Source organism: Microbacterium sp. SWDP-B6, assembly GCF_059803615.1.
Genome location: NZ_JAPFGV010000003.1, coordinates 74,137 through 93,936 on the forward strand (window position 1 = coordinate 74,137; position 19,800 = coordinate 93,936).

Here is a 19,800-nt window from a genome sequence, read left to right on the forward strand (position 1 = left end):
ACGCTACTCTCGCGGGATGTAAGGTGTCAACATGAACTTCACCGATGACACGGAGGAGGCTCTGCGCTCGGCCGTCTGGCTGGTGAACTCGGCAGAGGACCCGGAGACTCTCGAGACGCTCGCCGACTACGACGCCTTCCTCGCCGACTTCCCCTACTCCGGCCGGCTCGACCGGGACGAGGCCGAGCTGGCTTCGCTGCGAGACCTGCGCCCGCGCCTGCGCGCCATGCTGCTCGCGCCCCGCGACGAGATGGCCGAGCACGTCAATGCCGCTCTCGCCGAGGCGCATCTGGCGCCGAGACTGGTGCGCCACGACGGGGTCGACTGGCACCTGCACGCCGTCGCCGACGAACGCCCGCTCGCCGAGCGCGTGCTGATCGAGACCGCCATGGCGCTGATCGACGTCATCCGCGCCGATGAGGGCTCACGCATCTCGATCTGCGCCGACGACACCTGCGAGGCACTCGCCCTCGACCTCTCGCGCAACCGCTCCAAGCGCTTCTGCTCGACGACCTGCACGAACCGCAACGCCGTGGCCGCCTATCGCGCGCGGCGCGCACGCGCCTGAGCCCTGCACCGTGGCCCGACCGGGCCTGAGCCGACGCGCCCTCGGCGTCGTCCGCGGCCCCGCCTGAGATCAGGAGAACCGCGCCGGATCAGGAGGATCTCCGCGGGATGCTCCTGATCTCGGCACACTCTCCTGATCTCGGCCGGGTAGCCTCGGTGACCGATGAGCATCTCCCCCTCCCCCTACGACATCTGGTTCGCCGACGCCGAGTTCGACGCGAGCTACGGCCACACGCTGAGCACGCTCCGTGCGATCGCTCCGGTCGCCGCACCCGATGGATTCGCCGAGCGGTGGCAGGGCTGGCGACAGCAGGCGAAGACGGTGGATGCCGCACCCACCGTGCTGTCCGCCGAGACCGCGCACGGCCGACGCGTGTCGGTCATCGAGCATGCGGGAGTCGACGGCACCCGCCTGCGCGCCTGGCTCGTCGAACCCCTCGCCGCCCCGGCGCGCGTCGGTGTCGTGCACAGCCACGGCTACGGCGGACGGGATGCGGTCGACCTCGCTCGCATACCCGACGATGCGGCCGCGATCTTCCCCGTCGCCCGAGGGCTGCCGACGCTGAACACGGGCGTCGGCGCCCCCGCACCCCAGGCCGAGCATGTGCTGGCCGGGATCGAGAGCCCGGACTCGTACGTGCTCGGCCTCTGCGCCCGAGACCTCTGGCTCGCTGCGGATGCTCTCACCACCCTCGTCGGCGCCCTGCCCCTCTATTACGTCGGCGAGAGCTTCGGCGGCGGCATCGGCGCCCTCGCCCTGCCGTGGGACGACCGCTACGTCGGGGCGACCCTCATCGTGCCGAGCTTCGGACAGCACGACGAGCGCCTCGCCGTGCACTGCGTCGGCAGCGGCGAGACCGTGCGCGACCACGTCGCGGCGCATCCGGAGGCCCGCGAAGTGCTGCGCCTGTTCGACGCCTCGACGGCCCTCGGCTTCGCCCGCATCCCGGTACGCGTCGAGGCGGCGCTGTGGGACCCGTACGTGCCGCCGCCCGGACAGTTCGGCGTCGCGAACGCGGCTCGGATGCTCGAACTCGCCGTCCTCCCCGCGGGCCACGCCGAATATCCGGGGGGCGAGGAGGTGGCGGCCGGGGCGATCCGCGACGGCAGGTCCCACCTCGCACGCGCCCTGCGCGCAGCACCCTGAGATCAGGAGAATGCGTCGAGATCAGGAGGATTCTCGCCGTTCTCTCCTGATTCGGGTCGATCCTCCTGATCTCGCGTCCCGCCGGCAACGGCCCCGCCACCCGCGCCCACACCCGCGCCCACACCCGCGCCCACGCCCGCGCGCTCACCCCCGCGCATCCGAGCACTGGACGCCACTTGTCATAACAGGTACACTCGGCTTGTCATTACAGGTTGCGCAGCGCCGCAGCACCCGTACGAGGAGCATCGATGCCCCAGTTCCACACCCCTCCGATCTCGCCGATGGCGATCGCGTTCGACGCCGAGAAGCTCACGCTCTCGCCCGAGGGGCCCACGCTCACGCGCCGGATGTCCGACCTCGAGGGCCTGTTCCTCGACGCGGATGCCTGGGCCGCCGCATCCGCCGGCGACGATCCCGTCGTCTACACGGTGACCAGCTCGCCCGTGCCCGAGGTCGACCGGGAGCTGCCGCAGTCGATCACGACGATCATGCCGGGAGACACCTCGGGTGAGCTCTGGATGACCAAGGGCCACCAGCATCCGAACCACCAGGGCGAGATCTACCTCGCGCTGAAGGGCCGCGGCGGTCTGCTCATGTTCGACGGCGAGCGCACCGAGTGGCTCGACATGCTCCCGGGCACCATCGGCTACATCCCGCCCGGATGGGCGCACCGGTCGGTGAACACGGGCGACGAGCCCTATGCGTTCCTCGCGGTGTATCCGGGCGGCGCCGGCCACGACTACGGCTGGGTGCTCGAGCACGGCATGGGCTCCCGGGCGTATCGCTCGGCCGAGGGAGTCGACCTGCGCCCCTATTCCGCGTCCCCCTCCGCGGAATAGGCTCGGCCATGCTGATCGCGCACGACCTCGGCACCACCGGCAACAAGGCGTCCCTCCACCACGACGACGGGCGCCTCGTGACCTCGGTCACGGTGCCCTACCCCGCACACTTCGCCGCCGGCGGCATCGCCGAGCAGGATCCGGCGGACTGGTGGGATGCCGTCGCCTCGGCGACCCGGCAGCTGCTCGCCCGCGCGGGAGTCGCCCCCGAGACCGTCGTCGGCCTCGTCGTCAGCGGCCAGATGATGGGCACAGTGCTGCTCGACGCCCACGGCGAGCCGGTGCGCCCCGCGATCATCTGGGCCGATACGCGCTCGGGTGCGCAGACCCGCGCGCTCGAAGAACGGCTCGGCGCCGCAGACGCGTATCGCGCGCTCGGCCACCGTCTGAACCCGACGTACTCGATCGAGAAGATCATGTGGGTGCGGGACAACGAGCCGGATGCCTGGGCTCGGGTGCGTCACTTCTGCGTCGCCAAGGACTACATCGTCTACCGGCTCACCGGACGCCTCGCGACCGAGCGCTCCGACGCCTCGGGTACGAACGCCTACGACCAGCTGCGCGGCACGTGGTCGGCCGAGGTTCTCGCCGCGGCCGGACTGGACGCCGCGCTCTTCCCCGAGATCCTCGAGTCGACGACCGTCGCCGGAACGCTCACGACCGCATCTGCGGATGCCCTCGGGCTGTCGACATCGGTCCGCGTGGTCATGGGAGGCGGCGACGGACCGCTCGCCGCTGTGGGCTCGGGCATCGTCGCCCCCGAAGACGGCGCCTACGTGTGCCTGGGCACGTCGTCGTGGATCTCGTTCGCCAGCCTCACCCCGCTGCATGACCCGCAGATGCGCACCATGACCTTCGACAACGTCGTTCCCGGTTCGTTCGTGCCCACCGCCACCATGCAGGCCGGCGGGGCATCGGTGCAGTGGATCGCCGAGGCGCTCTCGCCCGACCCCGCCCACCCCGACACCGCGCGCCTCACCGCAGAGGCCGGCGGCGACCTCGACACGGAAGACCTGTACTTCCTGCCCTATCTCCTCGGCGAGCGCTCTCCCCTGTGGGATCCGCACGCCCGCGGCGCCTTCGTCGGCATCGGGCGGCACCACACCCGCGCGCACCTCACGCGAGCCGTGCTCGAAGGCGTGGCCTACAACCTGCTCACCTGCATCCAGGCCTTCCGCGAATCCGGAGGCGCGATCGACCGCATCGACGCGGTCGGCGGCGGGGCGCAGAGCGACGCCTGGCTCGGCATCCTCGCCGACGTCTGGGGCGTGCCGATCCGCCGCCGCACGATCGTCGAAGAGGCCAACAGCCTCGGCGCCGCGGTCACCGGTGCGGTCGGGCTCGGGCTCGCGGACTTCTCGGCGGCCAGGGCGCTCAGCGAGGTCACGGCGGAGTTCGCACCGGATGCCGGTCGGCACGCCGCGCACGCGCAGCGGCATGCCCGCTTCGTCGACGCCTACGCGGCCCTCGAGCCGTGGTTCGCCGCCGCGCCGCCGGCCGAGGAGCGCTGATGGGCGTCATCCTCGCCACGAGTCGGTCGTTCTCGGACGGCGATCTCGACCTCGTGGGGCGGGCCACAGCCGCGGGTCACGAGGTCGTCCGCGGACCCGCGCACCACGGTCTCGCCGAGCTCGCGCCCCTGCTCGCGGCAGCCGAGGGGTGGATCGCGGGCACGGGGCCGGTGACCGACGAGCACCTCGCGGCCGCTCCGAACCTCAGGGTCGTCGCCCGCTACGGCGTCGGCACCGAGGCCGTCGATCTCGATGCGGCGCTGCGGCGCGGCATCCCCGTGACCAACACCCCGGGCGCGAACGCGGATGCTGTCGCCGACCACGCCGTCGGCCTCATGCTCGCGGCACTCCGGTTCATCCCCGACGGCGATCGCCGGGTGCGCGCGGGCGACTGGAGCGTGCGACGAGGGCGGGAGCTCGGTGCTGCGACAGTCGGCATCGTCGGCTTCGGACGCATCGGTCAGGGCGTCGCCCGTCGCCTGGGCGGCTTCGGCTCGAGGGTTCTCGCGACCGACCCCTTCCTGCCGGCCGACGTCATCGTCGAGCGCGGCGCCGAGCCGATCGATCTCGATGCGCTGTTCCGCTCGGCCGACCTGATCACCCTGCACGCCCCCGGTGGACAGACGCTGGTCGACGCGGCGCGGCTCGACAGCATCCGACCGGGCCTGATCCTGGTGAACACCGCGCGCCCCGACCTCGTCGACGAGGCGGCCATCGCGGACGCCCTGCGCGACGGCCGTCTCGGTGCATACGCCGCCGACACCCTGAACGGCGACACCGCGGCGAGTGCGAGCCCGCTGCTCGCCGACGACCTCGCAGACCGGGTGACCGTCACCCCGCACCTCGGCGCCCAGACGACCCAGGCCGTCGACAACATGGGCTCGATGTCGCTCGACGACGTGCTCGCCGTGCTCGCAGGGCGCTCCCCCGCCCACCCCGTCTCTCCCCGACTCTGAAGGACCAGGCCATGACCATCACCGAGACTCCCGCCACCACGACCGGCGGCTACATGGGCTTCGTCGGCGTGAGCACCGGCTCGTCGTCGATCATGAAGGTGTTCCCGAAGTGGGCCGAGGTGCTGGGGCTCCCCACCGAGAACCTCATCGGGCACGACCTGCCGATGGATGCCACCCCTGAGCAGTACGTCGCGATGGTCGAGCAGATCCGCGACGACCCCCACCACCGCGGCGCACTCGTCACGACTCACAAGATGAACGTCTTCGCGGCGGCATCCGACCTCTTCGACGAGCTCGACCCGTTCGCCGTATCGTGCTCCGAGATCTCGAGCATCTCGAAGCGGGGCGATCGTCTGATCGGCCGCGCCAAGGACCCTCTCACGGTCGACCTCGCGCTGAACGACTTCCTCCCGACCGACCACTTCGCCCGCACGGGTGCCGAGGTCGTGATCCTCGGCGCCGGCGGCTCCGGCACGGCCCTGAGCTGGGCGCTGGCCGAGCGCGCGGACGCTCCGGCGAAGATCACCGTCACCGCCCGCGACGACGACAAGCTCGACCACCTGCGCGAGGTGCACCGCCAGCACGGCACCCCCGAGGGGCTGATCACCTACGTGCGCACCGACACGGTGCAGGATGCCGCGGCGATCGTCGCGGCCGCCCCGGCGGGGTCGCTGATCGTGAACGCCACGGGCCTCGGCAAGGACCGCCCCGGGTCGCCGCTGCCCGACGACGTCGTGTTCCCGACCGACGCGTGGGTGTGGGAGTTCAACTACCGCGGGTCGCTGGAGTTCCTGCACCAGGCGCGCGGGCAGCAGGCCGAGCGCGCACTGCACGTGATCGACGGCTGGCGCTACTTCATCCACGGCTGGTCGCAGGTCGTCGCCGACGTGTTCGAGATCGACCTCACCCCCGAGATCGTCGAGCGGCTCGCCGAGGCTGCCGAGTCGGTGCGCTGATGCCCGTCATCCGAACCGTGCTCGGCGACGTCGACCCGGCGCAGCTCGGGGCGACGAACTATCACGAGCATCTGTTCCAGATCTCGCCGCTGCTCGTCGGCGACGAGCTCGACGACGAAGACCTGTCGGGTCGCGAGGCCGCGCTGCTGAAGGCCAGCGGATTCACGGCGATGGTCGATGCCACTCCGTTCGGCCTCGGGCGCGACCCCGAGGCGGTGGCCCGCATCAGCGCAGGAACCGGCATGCATGTCGTCGCGACGACGGGGCGCCACCGCGAGGCGCATTACGGTGCGGATCATCCGCTGCAGGTGTGGGGAGTCGAGCGCCTCGCCGAGCTCTTCGTCTCCGAGGTGACTCGCGGCATGGTCGTCGACGATGCACTGGTGTTCGAGACGCCCGACGTCCCCCGTGCGGCAGCACCCGATGGCGCCGTGGTGCGCGCCGGGATGCTCAAAGCGGGCGTCGACTACTGGAGCATCAGCCGCTTCGAGCGCACGACGCTGCTCGCGGTCGCCGACGCGCATCGAACGACCGGGGCACCGGTCATGGTGCACCTGGAGTTCTGCACCGCCGCCCACGAGGTGCTCGATCTTCTCGAGGCCGAGGGCGTGGCATCCGATCGTGTCGTGCTCGCGCATGCCGACCGAGACCCGGACGCCGGCCTGCACGCCTCGCTCGCCAAGCGCGGCGCCTATCTGGGATACGACGGCTTCGCCCGCCCGCGCACGAGGTCGGATGCCGAGCTGCTCGCCCTGACCGAGCGGGTCGTCGAGCTCGGCGCGGTCGACCGGGTGCTTCTCGGCGGCGACGTCGCCCGTCGAACCCGGTACATCTCGTACGGCGGGATGCCGGGACTCGCCTACCTCGGCGAGCGCTGCCTCCCGCGGTTGCGGTCGGCGGTGGGCGAGGATGCAGTCGAGAGGATGCTGGTCGCCAACCCCGCGCGTCTGCTCACCCTGTCTGCCTGATCCCCCATCTCCGAGGAGCACTCCCATGGCCGAGCCCACGATCCTGCACGCGATCTTCACCGCGCGCCCCGAGCAGGGCGACAACGTCGCCGCACTGCTGCGCGACTTCGCCGAGATCGTGCGCGCGGAAGAGGGCAACGTCGTGTTCGATGCGACACGACTGGTCGACGACCCCGACCGCTTCTTCGTCTACGAGGTCTACCGCGACGAGGCCGCCTTCCAGGCGCACCTCGCCGCTCCCGCCGGAGTGCCGTTCAACGAGGCCCTGCAGCAGCTCATCGTCGAGCCCTCGTCGATCCTCACCTTCCTGCGCCGCATCTGACCCCCGCGCACGCAGAGAAGCCCCCCGCCCGAAGGCGAGGGGCTTCTCCGTGATCTCAGCGGGTCACTCGTAGAGGACCGCTGCGATGTCCTCGTCTTCGAGGTTGGTGCTGTCGTACCAGTACGAACCCGTGTCGTAGAACTCGTCGACCGAGTCGCCGTTGGCCGCGTCGTAGGCCGCCTGCACGACCTGCTCGCCGATGCCGATCGGGTCCTGCGTGATGGCGCCGGCCATCGTGCCGTCCTTGATCGCGTTGATCTGGGCTGCTCCCGAGTCGAAGCCGACGATCGTGATCTTGCCCTTCTCGAGACCCAGCTCGTTCACGGCGTTGACGACGCCGATGGCCGAGCCCTCGTTGGTGCCGTAGATGCCCTTGAGGTCGGGGTGCGCCGCGATCAGCGTCTTGGCGATGTCGGCCGACTTCAGGTGGTCGCCGTCGCCGTACTGGATGTCGACGATCTCGATGTCGGGGTAGTCCGCCTCGATCTTCTCGACGAAGCCGTCACGACGCTCGACACCGGTCGAGTTGATCTGCGAGTGGCCGACGATCGCGACCTCGCCCGATCCGCCGATCAGGTCGGCCATGTGCTCGGCGGCCAGCGCGCCGGCGACCTTGCTGTCGGTGGCCGAGAGGCTAAGGCCCACGTCGCCGTCGCACGGGGCGTCGAAGTAGACCACGGGGATGTCCTTCGACTTCGCCTGCTCGAGCGGGGCGACGCACGCCTCGGGGTCGAGGGCTGCGTAGGCGATGGCATCCGGGTTCTTGTCGATCGCGGCGGTCAGCATCTCGAGCTGCTGTGCGATCTCGGTCTCGGCCGCGGGACCTTCGAACGTGATGCGGACACCGAGCTCTTCGGCCTTCTGCTCCGCGCCCTTCTTGACGGCCTGCCAGAACTGGTGCTGGAAGCCCTTCGAGACCATGGCGATGTACATCTCGCCGTCGCCGCTGCCTCCGTCGCCGCCGCTGCCTTCTTCGATGACGTCACCGCCGCCGGCACAGCCCGCGAAGACGAGGGCGGATGCGGCCACGAGTGCCGCGAATGCGGTCTTCTTGCCGAATTTCATGGAAACTCCATTGTTCTCTGTGTGGTGGTGGGGGGGATAGGTCTTGATCAGGTGTGCTGGCGGTTGCGCAGCGAGTCGAGGAACACGGCCAGCAGCACGACGACGCCGACGACGATGTTCTGCCACTCCGTCTGGATCGACATGATGCGCAGTCCGTTGACGAGCACGCTCATGATCAGCGCGCCGATCACGGTGCCCAGGATCGACCCGCGCCCGCCGAGCAGCGAGGTGCCGCCGATGATGACGGCCGCGATGGCCTGCAGCTCGTACCCGGTGCCGATCTGCGGCTGTGCCGAGTCGAGACGGGCGGCGATCACGATGCCCGCGATGCCGGTGAAGGCTCCCGCGAACATGTAGATGAAGATCGTCCAGCGTCGCGTGTTGACGCCAGAGAGGCGCGTGGCCTCCTCGTTCGAGCCGATCGCGAAGGTGTACCGGCCCAGGAGCGTCTTCGACAGCACCAGCCAGGCGACGATCGCGAGCGCGGCGGTGATCAGCACGGCGTTCGGGATGCCGGGGATGATCACGCCGAGCGCGATCTTCTTGAAGTCCGGTGCCGAGGTCGAGAAGTAGATCGGCGCGACGTTGGAGATGACGAGGGCGAGGCCTCCGGCGATCATCATCATCGCGAGGGTCGCGATGAACGGGGGCAGCCGCAGGAATGTGATGTTGATGCCGTTCACGAGGCCCATCAGCACACCGGTCGCGATGCCGCCGATCACGCCGAGCCAGACCGGCAGGCCGAGATTGGTGACGATGACACCCGTCATCACGGCACACAGGGCCATGCCGGTTCCGATCGACAGGTCGATGCCGCCGGTGATGATGACGAACGTCGTGCCGAGGGCGAGGATGCCGATGACCGCGGTCGAGAGCAGCACGGTCGCGATGTTGCTGAAGGTGAAGAAGTTCGGGCTGGCGATCGAGAAGAAGATCACGAGCACGATCAGGGTGCCGAATGCGAGGGACTGCTGCACCTGACGCTTCAGGAAGCCGACCACGTCGCGCTTGTCGGTGTTCTCATCGAGAGCCGTCTGGATGATCGTCGTCGTCGACGACCCGTTCTGCGGAGCGCTCATCAGTCTTCCTCTCCGTGGGCTGCGAGTTGCATGATCTTCTCCTGGCTGGCGTCCTCGTTGCGGAGCGTGCCGGTGATGCGCCCGTTCGCGAAGACCGCGATGCGGTTCGCGACACGGAGGATCTCCGGCAGCTCCGACGAGATGACGATGATGGACTTTCCCTGATCAGCGAGCTGCTGCATCAGGCGGTAGATCTCTTCCTTGGCGCCGACGTCGATTCCTCGCGTCGGCTCGTCGAAGATGAGGATGTCGCAGTCGCGCATCAGCCACCGGGCGATGACGACCTTCTGCTGGTTGCCTCCCGACAGCAGCTTGACGACCTGGTTGACCGAGGGCGTCTTGACGCGCAGCTGCTGGACGTAGTCCTTGGTGCGGTTCTTCGCCTTGCCGTCGCCCATCCAGCCGATCGCGTTGGCATACGACCCGAGTGAGGCGAGCACGGTGTTGAAGGTGACGTCCTGCTCGAGCATCAGCCCGAGCAGCTTGCGGTCCTCCGAGAGGTAGCCGACGCCGTGCTTGACGGCATCCGCCGGCTGAGCGATGCGCACCGGTCGTCCGCCGATCGACACGGTGCCCCCGTCGCGGTGGTCGGCGCCGATGATGGCCCGGGCCGTCTCGGTGCGACCGGCGCCCATGAGCCCGGCGAAGCCGAGGATCTCGCCCCGGTGCAGTTGGAACGACACGTCTGTGAGCAGGCTCTTGGTCGAGAGCCCCTGCACATCGAGCACGATCGGATCGTTGGCGTGCTCGCGGGCCTGCGGTCTGGTTCCCTCGTCGATCACGCGGCCGACCATCATCTCGATGATCTTGGGGACGCTCACCTCGGATTTATCCAGTGATCCGATGTATGTGCCGTCACGCAGCACGGTGACCCGGTCGGCGAGGCGCCGCAGCTCGTCCATGCGGTGCGAGATGTAGACGATGCCGGTGCCTGACGCCCGCAGCTGCTCGATCAGCACGAACAGGGTCTCGGTCTCGGAGTCGGTGAGTGCCGACGTGGGCTCGTCCATGATGAGCACCTTGGCGTTGAACGAGAGCGCTTTGGCGATCTCGACCATCTGCTGCTCGGCCACCGTGAGCTCGCCCACGAGCTGCCGCGGGTTCAGTCTGATGTCGAGACGCTGCAGCAGCGCGGCGGTCTGCGCGTTGAGCTTGCGCTCCGACAGGAAGGGACCGGTCGTGGGCTCGCGCCCCACGTAGATGTTCTGCGCAACGGTGAGGTCGGGCATCAGGTTGAGTTCCTGATGGATGATCGTGATGCCGAGCTGCTGCGCCTGCAGGGGGCTGGTGAGCTCGACCTCCCGGCCCTCGAAGGTGATCGTGCCCTCGTCCTTGGTGTAGATCCCCGAGAGGATCTTCATCAGAGTCGACTTGCCCGCGCCGTTCTCGCCCACGAGCACCAGCACTTCGCCGGCCCGCACCTCGAGGTGCACGTCCTTGAGAGCCTGCACACCGGGGAATCCCTTGCTGATCCCCTCGACTCTGAGAATGGGGTCACTCATGTGCTCACCTGCTTCCTTGAAGGTCGTTATGCGATATTCCAGTCGGGCCTGGAAACATCGGATCAATTCTGCGTCCTGCGCCCCACCCTGCGCAAGTTGTATCTAAATGTAACTAAGACTTGTTCGGATGGGAAGACCTGTAATAACAAGTTGACAACGGGTCTGGATCTCGAGCGGCCTGCGCTGGGTCAGTGCAGCCTGATCGAGTCGACCGCGACGAGCTTGTCGCGGATGTAGGCGTTGGCGTGCGCACCGAGCTCGACGTTGTCGGTCCACAGGTTGCGCCAGATGCCGAGCATCCGGCTGAGGTCGGGGGCGACCACCGCCGAGGAGAACGACTCGAACACGATCGGGCCGTCATAGCCGATGCGCCCCAGCGCCTTGAAGAAGTTGTCGAAGTCGACCGTTCCGGTGCCGAGATAGCCGCGGTGGCTCTCGCCGATGTGCACGTATCGGAGGGCGGGTGCGGCATCGAGGACCGGCGCGAACATATCCGACTCCTCGATGTTCATGTGGTACGTGTCGAGGTGGATGCCGAGGTTCGGCCGATCGACCTCCGCGAGGTAGGCGAATGCCTGCCGCGCGGTGTTCAGCACGTTGGTCTCATAGCGGTTCACGACCTCGAGCGAGACCGAGATCCCTCGCTCGGCCGCGTGATCCGCGACGCGGGCGATGGTGCGACGGCTGCTCTCGAGCCCTTCTGTCGTCACCGGGTCCATGTACTTCTGCATCGCGCTGTAGATCACTCCGCAGAAGTGCCGGCCGCCCAGCTCGGCCAGCACATCGACGGCCTTCATCAGCAGCGCCTCCCCCGCGGCGACGACTGCCGGATCAGAACTGGTCACATCCGTCGCCCCCGAGAGACCGAGCGAGGCGCTGACGGCGAGGTCGTGCTCTTCGAGCGCCTCCTTCGCGGCGGCGACATCGAACGTGAACGGATCCATGAGCGGGAACTCGATCAGGTCGAAGCCTGCCGCCTTCGTCTGCTCCACCGAGAGTCGGATGCCGTCGGCATCGAAGTGTCCGGTCCAGACGAGCCCGTGGCATCCGATGTTCATGAGACCTCTCGGAGACGGGTGTGGGGCACCATCGCCTCTGGGATTTGGCACGTGCCAAGTCCGCGTTCAGGTCACGGTACGCGGGGTCGTACGGGGCTGTCAAGAACTTTCTTGGCACGTGCCAACTGCTCGGCTACTGTGGACTCGTCGGTGCCGCGCCGGTGCGCAGTGGTCCCCGCGCACGAGCGCACCGGCGCAGCCGACAAGGAGCTCCATGCCCGCCAGCGTCAAAGATGTCGCCGCCCTCGCCGGGGTCTCCTCCTCGACCGTCTCGAACTACCTCAACCACCCTCACGTGCTGGGCGAATCGAGCGCCGCGAAGGTCCGGGCCGCGATCGAACAGCTCGGCTACGTACCGAACGAATCCGCACGACAGCTGCGCGCGGGGTCGAGCAAGGCGCTCGCGCTGATCCTCCTCGACGCCTGGCTGCCGTACTTCCACGAGCTCTCGCGCGGTGTCGAGGACGTCGCCCGCGAGGGCGGCTGGTCGCTGTTCTTCAGCAACAGCAACCGCGACGCCGACACCGAGCATCGCAACATCGACATGTTCGAGGCGCATCGGGTGCAGGGCATCGTGATCTATCCGCTCGAAGACGTGGTGCCCCGGCTCGAGCAGCTCGCCGACCGCGGCATCCGCTCGGTGGTGGTCGGGCCCATCCCCGACTCCCCGACCGTCGGCTCCGTCCTCTTCGACGACCGCGGCGGCGGCCGCCTCGCGGGTGAGCACCTGCTGGCGATCGGACGCCGCCGCATCCTGTTCCTCGGGGCGCCGAGCGTCAGTCAGTCGAACGACCGGCTGCAGGGGCTGCGCGACGCCGTCACCGGCTCGGACGCCACGGTCGAGGTGTTCGACGTGCCGCATCTCACGACGGAAGACGGCCTCGAGGTCGCCGAACGCATCCTCGCGCTCCCTGCAGACGACAGGCCCGACGCGATCTTCGCGGCGAACGACATGGTGGCGATCGGCGTGATGACTCAACTGCTGCGTCACGGCATCCGCGTGCCCGACGAGATCGCGCTCGTCGGCTTCGACGACGTCGCGCAGGCGCATCAGAGCGTCGTGCCGCTGACGAGCGTGCGGCAGCCCGGGTACGAGATCGGACGGGCGGCGGGTGCGGCGCTGATCCGACAGCTCGCCGATCCGGCGGCTGCACTCCCCGCCCCGACGCCGTTCGCCGCCGAGCTCGTCGTCCGCGAGTCGACCGTCGGTCGCTGAGTCCGCTCGCCGCGCCCACCCGGTGCACAATTCAGCATGAACGCGAGCTGAAACCGATACCGCCGGCCGGAACCCGCTCTCCCGGGGCGGTTCCTGCTGAGCTGTCGACGCGCGCAGCTCGACTCAGGCCGGAATCAGCCCTTCCGCCGCGAGCTCATCCCACAGCGCCGCCGGGATCTCGAGCGCCGCATACTCGGCATTCTGACGAAGCTGCGCCGGCCGACTGCCCCCGACGACCACCGACCGCACGACGTCGGACTGCAGCGGAAACTGGATGGCCGCGGCGGGCAGCGGCACGGCGTGGTCGGCGCACACGCGGGCGATGCGCAGCAGCCTCTCCCACAGCTCGTCGGGCAGCTGACCGTACTCGTAGCGACCGTCACGGCGCGGCTCGCTCGACGCCAGCAGGCCGGAGTTGAACACCGATGCCGCCACGATGCCGGTGCCGGTCTCACGACAGGCGGGCAGCACCTCGGCAGCGGCGGGCTGCTCGAGCAGCGTGTAGCGACCGGCGACCATGATCAGGTCGAGGTCGGCCGAGCGCACCGATGCGGCGAGCGCGTCCGACACCATCGAGCCGATCCCGATCGCCGACACCTGCCCGTCAGAGCGCAGCTGCTCGAGCGCCGGAAGCGCCTCGGCGAGCGCGAGGTCGAGGTCATGCCGCTCGGGGTCGTGCAGATAGACCAGATCGATCTGCTCGATGCCCAGCCGCTCGCGCGACTCGTCGAGACCGGCACGGATCCCGTCGTCCGAGAAGTCCCACACGCGCTGCAGATCGTCGGGCACGTGGAAGTCGTTCGCGGTGTCGAGCCCGCCGTCGTGGTCGGGGTTCGGTCGCAGCAGCCGGCCGACCTTCGTCGACAGCACGTACTCCTCACGCGGCTTGGTCTGCAGGAATGCGCCCAGGCGTCGCTCCGAGAGTCCGAGCCCGTAGTGCGGAGCCGTGTCGAAGTAGCGGATGCCGCTGTCCCACGCCGCCTCCAGGATCGCCCACGACTCGTCGTCGCTCAGCGGGCGGAACAGATTGCCGACGTTCGCCGCCCCGTACCCGAGAGCGGGGACCGCCAGAGCCTCAGACGCCGACATGCTGTCCCTTCCACGTGTAGGCGGCGATGCTCTCGGCCTTCATCTCCATGCCGGAGCCCGGCGCAGTCGGCGCCATGTACGAGCCGCCCTGGATGTCGGTCGGGATCACGAAGTGCTCGTGCAGGTGATCGACGAACTCGATCATGCGGCCTTCGCGCGTGCCCGTGACGGCGACGAAGTCGAACATCGACAGGTGCTGCACGGCCTCGCACAGGCCGACCCCGCCGGCATGCGGACAGACGGGCACCCCGAACTTCGCCGCGAGCAGCAGGTTGGCGATGTTCTCGTTCACGCCCGCGACGCGCACGGCGTCGATCTGCATGACCGCGATCGCCTCGGCCTGCAGCAGCTGCTTGAAGATGACGCGGTTCTGCGCGTGCTCACCGGTCGCGACGCGGATGGGCGCGACTCCCCTGGCGATCTCGGCGTGACCGAGCACATCGTCGGGGCTGGTCGGCTCCTCGATCCAGGCGGGGTGGAACTCGGCGAGCGCGTTGACCCATTCGATCGCCTCCGACACCTCCCAGCGCTGGTTCGCATCGATCGCGATCGGGAAGTCGGGTCCGCAGACCTCGCGCGCCTTGCGGAAGCGGCGGATGTCGTCGTCGAGGTCGGCACCGACCTTGAGCTTGATCTGGGTGAAGCCGTCGGCCATCGCCTCGCGGGCGAGCCGCTCGAGCTTCTCGTCGGAGTAGCCGAGCCAGCCGGGGCTCGTCGTGTATCCCGGATACCCGGTGGCCAGCAGCTCTCGTTCGCGCTCGATGCGGCCCGGCTCTGCGGCACGCAGGATCTCGAGCGCGTCCTCGCGCGTGAGCGCATTGGTGAGGTAGCGGAAGTCGACGAGGTCGACCAGCTCCTCCGGCGTCATCCGTGCGAGGAGCTGCCAGAGCGGCAGACCCGCGCGCTTCGCCTTGATGTCCCAGAGCGCGTTGATGACCGCGCCGATCGCCATGTGCATGACGCCCTTCTCGGGCCCCAGCCACCGCAGCTGCGAGTCGCCGATGATGTCGCGGAACGTCGTGCCCATGTCGTCGAGCAGCGGCTCGATCTCGCGCCCGACGAGGTGCCCGGCGAGCGCGTCGATCGCGGCGACCTGCACGTCGTTGCCTCGCCCGATGGTGAAGACGAAGGCGTGGCCGTCGATGCCGTCCTCGGCGTCGGTGCGCACGATCACGTACGCGGCCGAGTAGTCGGGATCGGGATTCATGGCATCCGATCCGTCCAGACTCAGCGACGTGGGGAAGCGGATGTCGGTCGTGTCGAGGGCGACGATGCGGCTCACGGGGTCCTCTCGTGCACGGGGTGGGGATTCGTGCAGATCTCTTGGAGTGTAAACATCCGATGTCTATACTGTCAACGAGACGGGCCACCATGGCGCGCCCCGCAACACAGAATCCTCAGTGATCAGGAGAGACATGAAGTTCGCACGGCTAGGCACTCCCGGCGCCGAGATCCCCGTCCTCGTCGACGGTGAGCGCTACCTCGATCTGAGGTCGGTGACATCCGATGTCAATGGCGACTTCCTCGCCGGTGACTTCCGCGCGCGGATCGACGCCGCCCGCGCCGCCGACGAGCTCCCCGTGCTCGAGGATGCCGCAGCGATGCGCATCGGAGCGCCGATCGCGCGCCCGAGCGCCGTCATCTGCATCGGCCAGAACTACGCCGCGCACGCCCGCGAGTCGGGCTCCGAGCCGCCGACCGTGCCGATCATGTTCCTGAAGACGCCGAACACGGTCGTCGGTCCGAACGATGCGGTCACGATCCCCCGCGGCAGCGAGAAGACCGACTGGGAGGTCGAGCTCGGCATCGTCATCGGTGCTCGCGCCGCCTACCTGGATTCACCCGACGATGCCGACGCGCACATCGCGGGCTACGTCACGGCGAACGACGTGTCCGAGCGCGCCTTCCAGATGGAGGTCTCCGGAGGGCAGTGGTCGAAGGGCAAGATCGCCCCGGGCTTCAACCCGACCGGCCCGTGGCTGGTCACCCCCGACGAGGTCGACGTCGACGATCTGCAGCTGCGCAGCTGGGTCAACGGCGACGCGCGACAGGACTCGAACACCGACGACATGATCTTCGACGTGCGTGTGATCGTGCACCACCTGTCGCAGTACGTCACTCTCGAGCCCGGCGACCTGATCCTCACGGGCACCCCGCAGGGCGTCGCGTTCGGCGGCAAGTTCCCGTACCTCAGGGCCGGCGACGTCGTCGAGATCGAGATCGAAGGGCTCGGGCACCAGCGCCAGGAGTTCGTGGCATGGGAGGCACAGAAGTGAGCAGCACACTCGACGGACTGGTCGCGATCGTCACCGGCGGCGCATCAGGAATCGGCGCGGCGGTCGCTGCCCGACTGCACGCCGACGGCGCCCAGATCGCGGTGCTCGATCGCGACACCTCAGGAGCGGATGCCGCGTTCGCCGCGTTCACGGCCGATGTGTCAGACCGCGCATCGGTGGATGCGGCCGTGGCCGCCGTCGCCGAGAGGTTCGGGCGCATCGACATCGTCGTCAACAACGCCGGGGTCGGCGCACAGGGCGACATCAGCGCGAATGACGACGACGAGTGGGCGCGAGTGCTCTCGATCAACGTCACCGGCATCGCCCGCGTCACCTCGGCAGCGCTGCCCTGGCTCAAGAGGTCGCCGAGCGCGGCCGTGTGCAACACGGCATCCATCGCCTCGACCACCGGGCTGCCGCAGCGCGCTCTGTACAGCGCGTCGAAGGGCGCCGTCTCGGCCCTGACGCGCGCCATGGCAGCCGACCACCTGCGCGACGGCATCCGCGTCAACGCCGTGAACCCCGGCACCGCCGACACCCCCTGGGTCGGGCGCCTGCTCGACTCGGCCTCCGACCCGGCCGCCGAGCGTGCCGCTCTCGAGGCCCGCCAGCCGCACGGTCGTCTGGTCTCGCCCGACGAGGTCGCAGCGGCTGTGGCCTACCTCGTGAGCCCCGCCGCGGGGTCGACCACCGGCACGTTCATCGAGGTCGACGGCGGCATGGCGCAGCTGCGCCTCCGCCCCGTCGGCAGCTGAGTCGGCCGCTACGCGCGGTCGCCCCGCAGCCATCCCAGGAAACCGCGACGAGGCCGCTCCTCCCGAGCGTCCTCGCGCAGGGGCCTGGCGCCGACGCGATAGAACTCCTCGGCGTTGCGCCACATGATCGCGTCGACGTCGTGTCCGCGGCGCTCGGCCCAGCCGCTCACGGCATCCGCCCACCGACTGCGCGCCGTGGGCTGGTACATCGGGGTTCCGTCTTCGTTGGCATACGGGTCGTCCGCTTCGGCGGGGCCGATGACCGAGACCGGCCAGTCACTGCCCCACATCAGTCGCTCGGCGCCGAACGCGTCGGCTGCGGCGTCGAGGAACGGATGCATCTGCTCAGCCGACCAGTCGCCCCCGGCCTCGGCCGGAAGCCCCGACAGCTTGCACAGCACGTTCGGATGCCGTGCGAGGTCGTCGAGATCCCGCTCCCATTCCATCGTCGGCGCGACCGGAGCATCCGCGGTGCCGACCTGCGGCTTGCCCAGGTGATCGAGCACGATCCGCAGCTCGGGCACTGCCCCCGCGAGACGGGCGACCTCGGGAAGCTGGGATGCACGGATGCAGGCGTCGAAGGCCCACCCGTGCGCTGCGACCTCGCGGGCGCCGGTCACGAAGGCGGCCGACACCGCCAGCCCGTCTGGCTCGCCCTGCAGGTTGTGCCGCACGCCGACCACGAGCGGCTCGGCCGCAAGGCCTTCAAGGTGGGCGGTCGTGTCGGTGCCGCGATCGAGACGAGCGCCGGCGACGATTCCGACCACTCCGATGCGGGCGGCCAGACTCGCCACCCAGCGCACCTCGTCGAGGAAGTCGTCTTCGATGGTCTCGGCCTGCACGAAGACCGCTCTTTCGGAGGTCGCGTTCCCTATTCGCGCGTGCTCGATCTCGGTCTCACCGAACAGCCAGGCGAGCGGGCCTTCGAGCCAGGTGTAGTGCAGAAGCTCGGGATCCCAGAGATGCAGGTGCGAATCGAGTACGCGCATGCCTCCATCCTGCCGCAGACATCCGATGAATGGTTAGGATGACGCCATGGCAGTGACTGACGACGCGATCGAGAAGATCAAGGCGATGATCGTCTCGGGCGAGCTCGCCCCCGGCGATCGGCTTCCTCCCGAGAAAGAGCTGTCCGAACGCCTCGGCCTGTCGCGCAACTCGATGCGCGAGGCGGTGAAGGCGCTCGAGGTGATCCGGGTGCTCGACGTGCGACGGGGCGACGGCACCTATGTCACCAGTCTCGAACCCCACCTGCTGCTCGAGGCGATCTCGTTCGTCGTCGACATGCACGACGACGACTCGATGCTCGAGATCTTCGCCGTGCGACGGATGCTGGAGTCGCAGGCGACCGGCCTCGCGGCCACCCTCGGCACCGACGAGGCGATCGCCGATCTCGAGCGCGAGGTCGAATCCATCGATTCGACGGTGAGCATCGAGGAGCTCGTCGAGCACGACATCCGCTTCCATCGCGAGATCGTCGGCATGGCGGGCAATGCCTATCTCGCCAGCCTCATCGAGCACCTGAGCAGCCAGACCGTGCGCGCCCGCGTGTGGCGGGGGCTCACCGAGGGCGGAGCCGTCGAGCGCACGCTGTCGGAGCATCGGGCGATCGCCGACGCCATCGCCCGCCGCGATTCGGGCCTCGCGACCTCGCTCGCCACCGCGCACATCGCCGGCGTCGAGCGGTGGCTGCGTCAGGCGGCCACCGCCTGAGAGCGATCGGCGCGCCTCAGGCCCCGAGTCGCACCATCGCCGCGTCGAACTCCGCCGCCGAGCTGTCGCTGACCCCGTGGAACAGCATCTGCTCGATCACGTCCGGTGCCGCGGTGAAGTACGGCACCCCGGCGAGACGCAGGCCGGTGATGTCGTCGGGCGACCGCAGGCTCGCGGCGAGCACGTTCGAATCGCTCCCCGCGCACATCCCCTGCATGCGGGCGATCACGGCGTCGCCGTCGATGCCGGCATCCCGCATGCGTCCGAGGTAGGGAGCGATGTACTGCGCGCCGATCGAGGCGCACACCAGCGCCTGGGCGACCGAGTACACAGCGGTGACGAGCACGGTCGCGCCGTCGCGCACCAGAGCGGATGCCGCGGCGAAACCGTCGCGCGTCGCGGGCACCTTCACGACCACCCGGTCGCCGAGCGCCCTGATGCCCTCGGCGTTGCGGAGCAAGGATGAAGCGTCGCCGCCCCACGTCTGGAAGAAGATCTCGCGTGCACCCTCGCCTGCCCAGCGGGCGTAGAGCTCGGGGATCTCGGCTGCGGTGCGACCGCCGCGCTCGAGGATCGTCGGGTTGGTGGTGACGCCGTGCACGACGCCCGCGGCGAGGAGCGACGAGACGCGGTCGACGTCCGCGCTGTCGACATAGAGACGGGGGGCCAGCGCGGTCATCGGGTCTCCTTGTGCACAACCTGTCGTTACAGGTTCGGATTCGGCTAATGTAATGACAGCCGCGGAGGATGTCAAAGCACCCCGCATCGACGACGATCAGGA

At 69.0% G+C, this 19,800-nt stretch carries 20 protein-coding genes; 12 read left to right on the forward strand and 8 right to left on the reverse strand.

Annotated elements, in window-relative coordinates; all coding sequences use genetic code 11:
• Positions 1-31 precede the first annotated feature (31 nt).
• From OPU70_RS06335 to OPU70_RS06370, 8 genes are all read left to right on the forward strand, one after another.
• Positions 32-568 (forward strand): CGNR zinc finger domain-containing protein, encoded by a 537-nt coding sequence (locus OPU70_RS06335; RefSeq protein WP_309691566.1) that lies wholly within the window; start codon positions 32-34, stop codon positions 566-568.
• Positions 569-730: 162 nt separating this feature from the next.
• Positions 731-1,714 (forward strand): acetylxylan esterase, encoded by a 984-nt coding sequence (locus OPU70_RS06340; protein ID WP_498557362.1) that lies wholly within the window; start codon positions 731-733, stop codon positions 1,712-1,714.
• 248 nt (positions 1,715-1,962) lie between these two features.
• Positions 1,963-2,553 (forward strand): glucose-6-phosphate isomerase family protein, encoded by a 591-nt coding sequence (locus OPU70_RS06345; protein ID WP_042541387.1) that lies wholly within the window; start codon positions 1,963-1,965, stop codon positions 2,551-2,553.
• Between the two features lie 8 nt (positions 2,554-2,561).
• Positions 2,562-4,064, forward strand: coding sequence for a xylulokinase (xylB, locus tag OPU70_RS06350; RefSeq protein WP_498557363.1), 1,503 nt, complete (start codon positions 2,562-2,564; stop codon positions 4,062-4,064).
• The gene (locus OPU70_RS06355) at positions 4,064-5,020 is read left to right on the forward strand and encodes an NAD(P)-dependent oxidoreductase (RefSeq protein ID WP_498557364.1); all 957 of its coding nucleotides are present in this window, start codon (positions 4,064-4,066) and stop codon (positions 5,018-5,020) included. Before xylB ends, OPU70_RS06355 begins: the two co-directional genes overlap by 1 nt.
• Before the next feature lie 11 nt (positions 5,021-5,031).
• Positions 5,032-5,976, forward strand: coding sequence for a shikimate dehydrogenase family protein (locus OPU70_RS06360; protein WP_042541382.1), 945 nt, complete (start codon positions 5,032-5,034; stop codon positions 5,974-5,976).
• Positions 5,976-6,944 carry a phosphotriesterase family protein gene (locus tag OPU70_RS06365; protein WP_498557365.1) on the forward strand — a complete coding sequence of 323 codons (969 nt, stop codon included), beginning with the start codon at positions 5,976-5,978 and terminating at the stop codon, positions 6,942-6,944. The genes OPU70_RS06360 and OPU70_RS06365 overlap by 1 nt, the downstream gene beginning before the upstream one ends.
• Positions 6,945-6,969: 25 nt before the next feature.
• Positions 6,970-7,266 (forward strand): putative quinol monooxygenase, encoded by a 297-nt coding sequence (locus OPU70_RS06370; protein WP_367824314.1) that lies wholly within the window; start codon positions 6,970-6,972, stop codon positions 7,264-7,266.
• A 63-nt stretch (positions 7,267-7,329) separates the two neighbouring features.
• Here the strand turns inward: OPU70_RS06370 and OPU70_RS06375 are convergent, their stop codons facing one another.
• From OPU70_RS06375 to OPU70_RS06390, 4 genes are all read right to left on the reverse strand, one after another.
• Complete coding sequence (locus OPU70_RS06375) at positions 7,330-8,331, reverse strand: ABC transporter substrate-binding protein (RefSeq protein ID WP_042541376.1); 1,002 nt, start codon at positions 8,329-8,331, stop codon at positions 7,330-7,332.
• A gap of 47 nt (positions 8,332-8,378) precedes the next feature.
• A complete protein-coding gene (locus OPU70_RS06380) occupies positions 8,379-9,410 on the reverse strand; it encodes an ABC transporter permease (RefSeq protein ID WP_194285966.1) in 1,032 nt (343 codons plus the stop codon).
• Entirely contained in the window at positions 9,410-10,912 is a 1,503-nt protein-coding gene (locus tag OPU70_RS06385) for a sugar ABC transporter ATP-binding protein (RefSeq protein ID WP_079113648.1), read from the reverse strand. The genes OPU70_RS06380 and OPU70_RS06385 overlap by 1 nt, the downstream gene beginning before the upstream one ends.
• A 188-nt stretch (positions 10,913-11,100) precedes the next feature.
• A complete protein-coding gene (locus OPU70_RS06390) occupies positions 11,101-11,970 on the reverse strand; it encodes a sugar phosphate isomerase/epimerase family protein (RefSeq protein ID WP_498557366.1) in 870 nt (289 codons plus the stop codon).
• Between the two features lie 214 nt (positions 11,971-12,184).
• Here OPU70_RS06390 and OPU70_RS06395 point away from each other — a divergent pair, with 214 nt between their 5' ends.
• Positions 12,185-13,186, forward strand: a complete 1,002-nt coding sequence (locus OPU70_RS06395) for a LacI family DNA-binding transcriptional regulator (protein WP_498557367.1) — start codon at positions 12,185-12,187, stop codon at positions 13,184-13,186.
• A 123-nt stretch (positions 13,187-13,309) separates the two neighbouring features.
• On the opposite strand, the gene OPU70_RS06400 is transcribed toward OPU70_RS06395, so the two are convergent.
• Positions 13,310-14,275, reverse strand: coding sequence for an aldo/keto reductase (locus tag OPU70_RS06400; protein ID WP_042541370.1), 966 nt, complete (start codon positions 14,273-14,275; stop codon positions 13,310-13,312).
• Complete coding sequence (locus OPU70_RS06405; protein ID WP_042541369.1) at positions 14,262-15,557, reverse strand: L-fuconate dehydratase; 1,296 nt, start codon at positions 15,555-15,557, stop codon at positions 14,262-14,264. Before OPU70_RS06405 ends, OPU70_RS06400 begins: the two co-directional genes overlap by 14 nt.
• Positions 15,558-15,690: 133 nt before the next feature.
• On the opposite strand from OPU70_RS06405, the gene OPU70_RS06410 reads away from it, so the two are divergent.
• Positions 15,691-16,551: a fumarylacetoacetate hydrolase family protein gene (locus OPU70_RS06410; protein ID WP_498557368.1), complete on the forward strand. Its 861-nt coding sequence runs from the start codon at positions 15,691-15,693 to the stop codon at positions 16,549-16,551.
• The gene (locus tag OPU70_RS06415; RefSeq protein WP_042541366.1) at positions 16,533-17,306 is read left to right on the forward strand and encodes an SDR family NAD(P)-dependent oxidoreductase; all 774 of its coding nucleotides are present in this window, start codon (positions 16,533-16,535) and stop codon (positions 17,304-17,306) included. The genes OPU70_RS06410 and OPU70_RS06415 overlap by 19 nt, the downstream gene beginning before the upstream one ends.
• A gap of 8 nt (positions 17,307-17,314) precedes the next feature.
• Here the strand turns inward: OPU70_RS06415 and OPU70_RS06420 are convergent, their stop codons facing one another.
• On the reverse strand, positions 17,315-18,295 hold the full coding sequence (locus OPU70_RS06420) for an amidohydrolase family protein (protein ID WP_498557369.1): 981 nt from the start codon (positions 18,293-18,295) through the stop codon (positions 17,315-17,317).
• A gap of 46 nt (positions 18,296-18,341) precedes the next feature.
• Here OPU70_RS06420 and OPU70_RS06425 point away from each other — a divergent pair, with 46 nt between their 5' ends.
• Positions 18,342-19,019, forward strand: coding sequence for a FadR/GntR family transcriptional regulator (locus tag OPU70_RS06425; protein WP_042541364.1), 678 nt, complete (start codon positions 18,342-18,344; stop codon positions 19,017-19,019).
• 16 nt (positions 19,020-19,035) lie between these two features.
• Here OPU70_RS06425 and OPU70_RS06430 read toward each other — a convergent pair whose 3' ends face one another.
• Positions 19,036-19,698 carry a transaldolase family protein gene (locus tag OPU70_RS06430; protein ID WP_475435138.1) on the reverse strand — a complete coding sequence of 221 codons (663 nt, stop codon included), beginning with the start codon at positions 19,696-19,698 and terminating at the stop codon, positions 19,036-19,038.
• Between the last annotated feature and the right edge of the window lie 102 nt (positions 19,699-19,800).

What these genes read in the sequence shown, in the direction of transcription:
- OPU70_RS06335 (WP_309691566.1), top strand. Translation starts at nt 32, where the DNA reads ATGAACTTCACCGATGACACGGAGGAGGCTCTGCGCTCGGCCGTCTGG.
- OPU70_RS06340 (WP_498557362.1), top strand. Translation starts at nt 731, where the DNA reads ATGAGCATCTCCCCCTCCCCCTACGACATCTGGTTCGCCGACGCCGAG.
- OPU70_RS06345 (WP_042541387.1), top strand. Translation starts at nt 1,963, where the DNA reads ATGCCCCAGTTCCACACCCCTCCGATCTCGCCGATGGCGATCGCGTTC.
- xylB (WP_498557363.1), top strand. Translation starts at nt 2,562, where the DNA reads ATGCTGATCGCGCACGACCTCGGCACCACCGGCAACAAGGCGTCCCTC.
- OPU70_RS06355 (WP_498557364.1), top strand. Translation starts at nt 4,064, where the DNA reads ATGGGCGTCATCCTCGCCACGAGTCGGTCGTTCTCGGACGGCGATCTC.
- OPU70_RS06360 (WP_042541382.1), top strand. Translation starts at nt 5,032, where the DNA reads ATGACCATCACCGAGACTCCCGCCACCACGACCGGCGGCTACATGGGC.
- OPU70_RS06365 (WP_498557365.1), top strand. Translation starts at nt 5,976, where the DNA reads ATGCCCGTCATCCGAACCGTGCTCGGCGACGTCGACCCGGCGCAGCTC.
- OPU70_RS06370 (WP_367824314.1), top strand. Translation starts at nt 6,970, where the DNA reads ATGGCCGAGCCCACGATCCTGCACGCGATCTTCACCGCGCGCCCCGAG.
- OPU70_RS06375 (WP_042541376.1), bottom strand. Translation starts at nt 8,331, where the DNA reads ATGAAATTCGGCAAGAAGACCGCATTCGCGGCACTCGTGGCCGCATCC.
- OPU70_RS06380 (WP_194285966.1), bottom strand. Translation starts at nt 9,410, where the DNA reads ATGAGCGCTCCGCAGAACGGGTCGTCGACGACGACGATCATCCAGACG.
- OPU70_RS06385 (WP_079113648.1), bottom strand. Translation starts at nt 10,912, where the DNA reads ATGAGTGACCCCATTCTCAGAGTCGAGGGGATCAGCAAGGGATTCCCC.
- OPU70_RS06390 (WP_498557366.1), bottom strand. Translation starts at nt 11,970, where the DNA reads ATGAACATCGGATGCCACGGGCTCGTCTGGACCGGACACTTCGATGCC.
- OPU70_RS06395 (WP_498557367.1), top strand. Translation starts at nt 12,185, where the DNA reads ATGCCCGCCAGCGTCAAAGATGTCGCCGCCCTCGCCGGGGTCTCCTCC.
- OPU70_RS06400 (WP_042541370.1), bottom strand. Translation starts at nt 14,275, where the DNA reads ATGTCGGCGTCTGAGGCTCTGGCGGTCCCCGCTCTCGGGTACGGGGCG.
- OPU70_RS06410 (WP_498557368.1), top strand. Translation starts at nt 15,691, where the DNA reads ATGAAGTTCGCACGGCTAGGCACTCCCGGCGCCGAGATCCCCGTCCTC.
- OPU70_RS06415 (WP_042541366.1), top strand. Translation starts at nt 16,533, where the DNA reads ATGGGAGGCACAGAAGTGAGCAGCACACTCGACGGACTGGTCGCGATC.
- OPU70_RS06420 (WP_498557369.1), bottom strand. Translation starts at nt 18,295, where the DNA reads ATGCGCGTACTCGATTCGCACCTGCATCTCTGGGATCCCGAGCTTCTG.
- OPU70_RS06425 (WP_042541364.1), top strand. Translation starts at nt 18,342, where the DNA reads ATGGCAGTGACTGACGACGCGATCGAGAAGATCAAGGCGATGATCGTC.
- OPU70_RS06430 (WP_475435138.1), bottom strand. Translation starts at nt 19,698, where the DNA reads ATGACCGCGCTGGCCCCCCGTCTCTATGTCGACAGCGCGGACGTCGAC.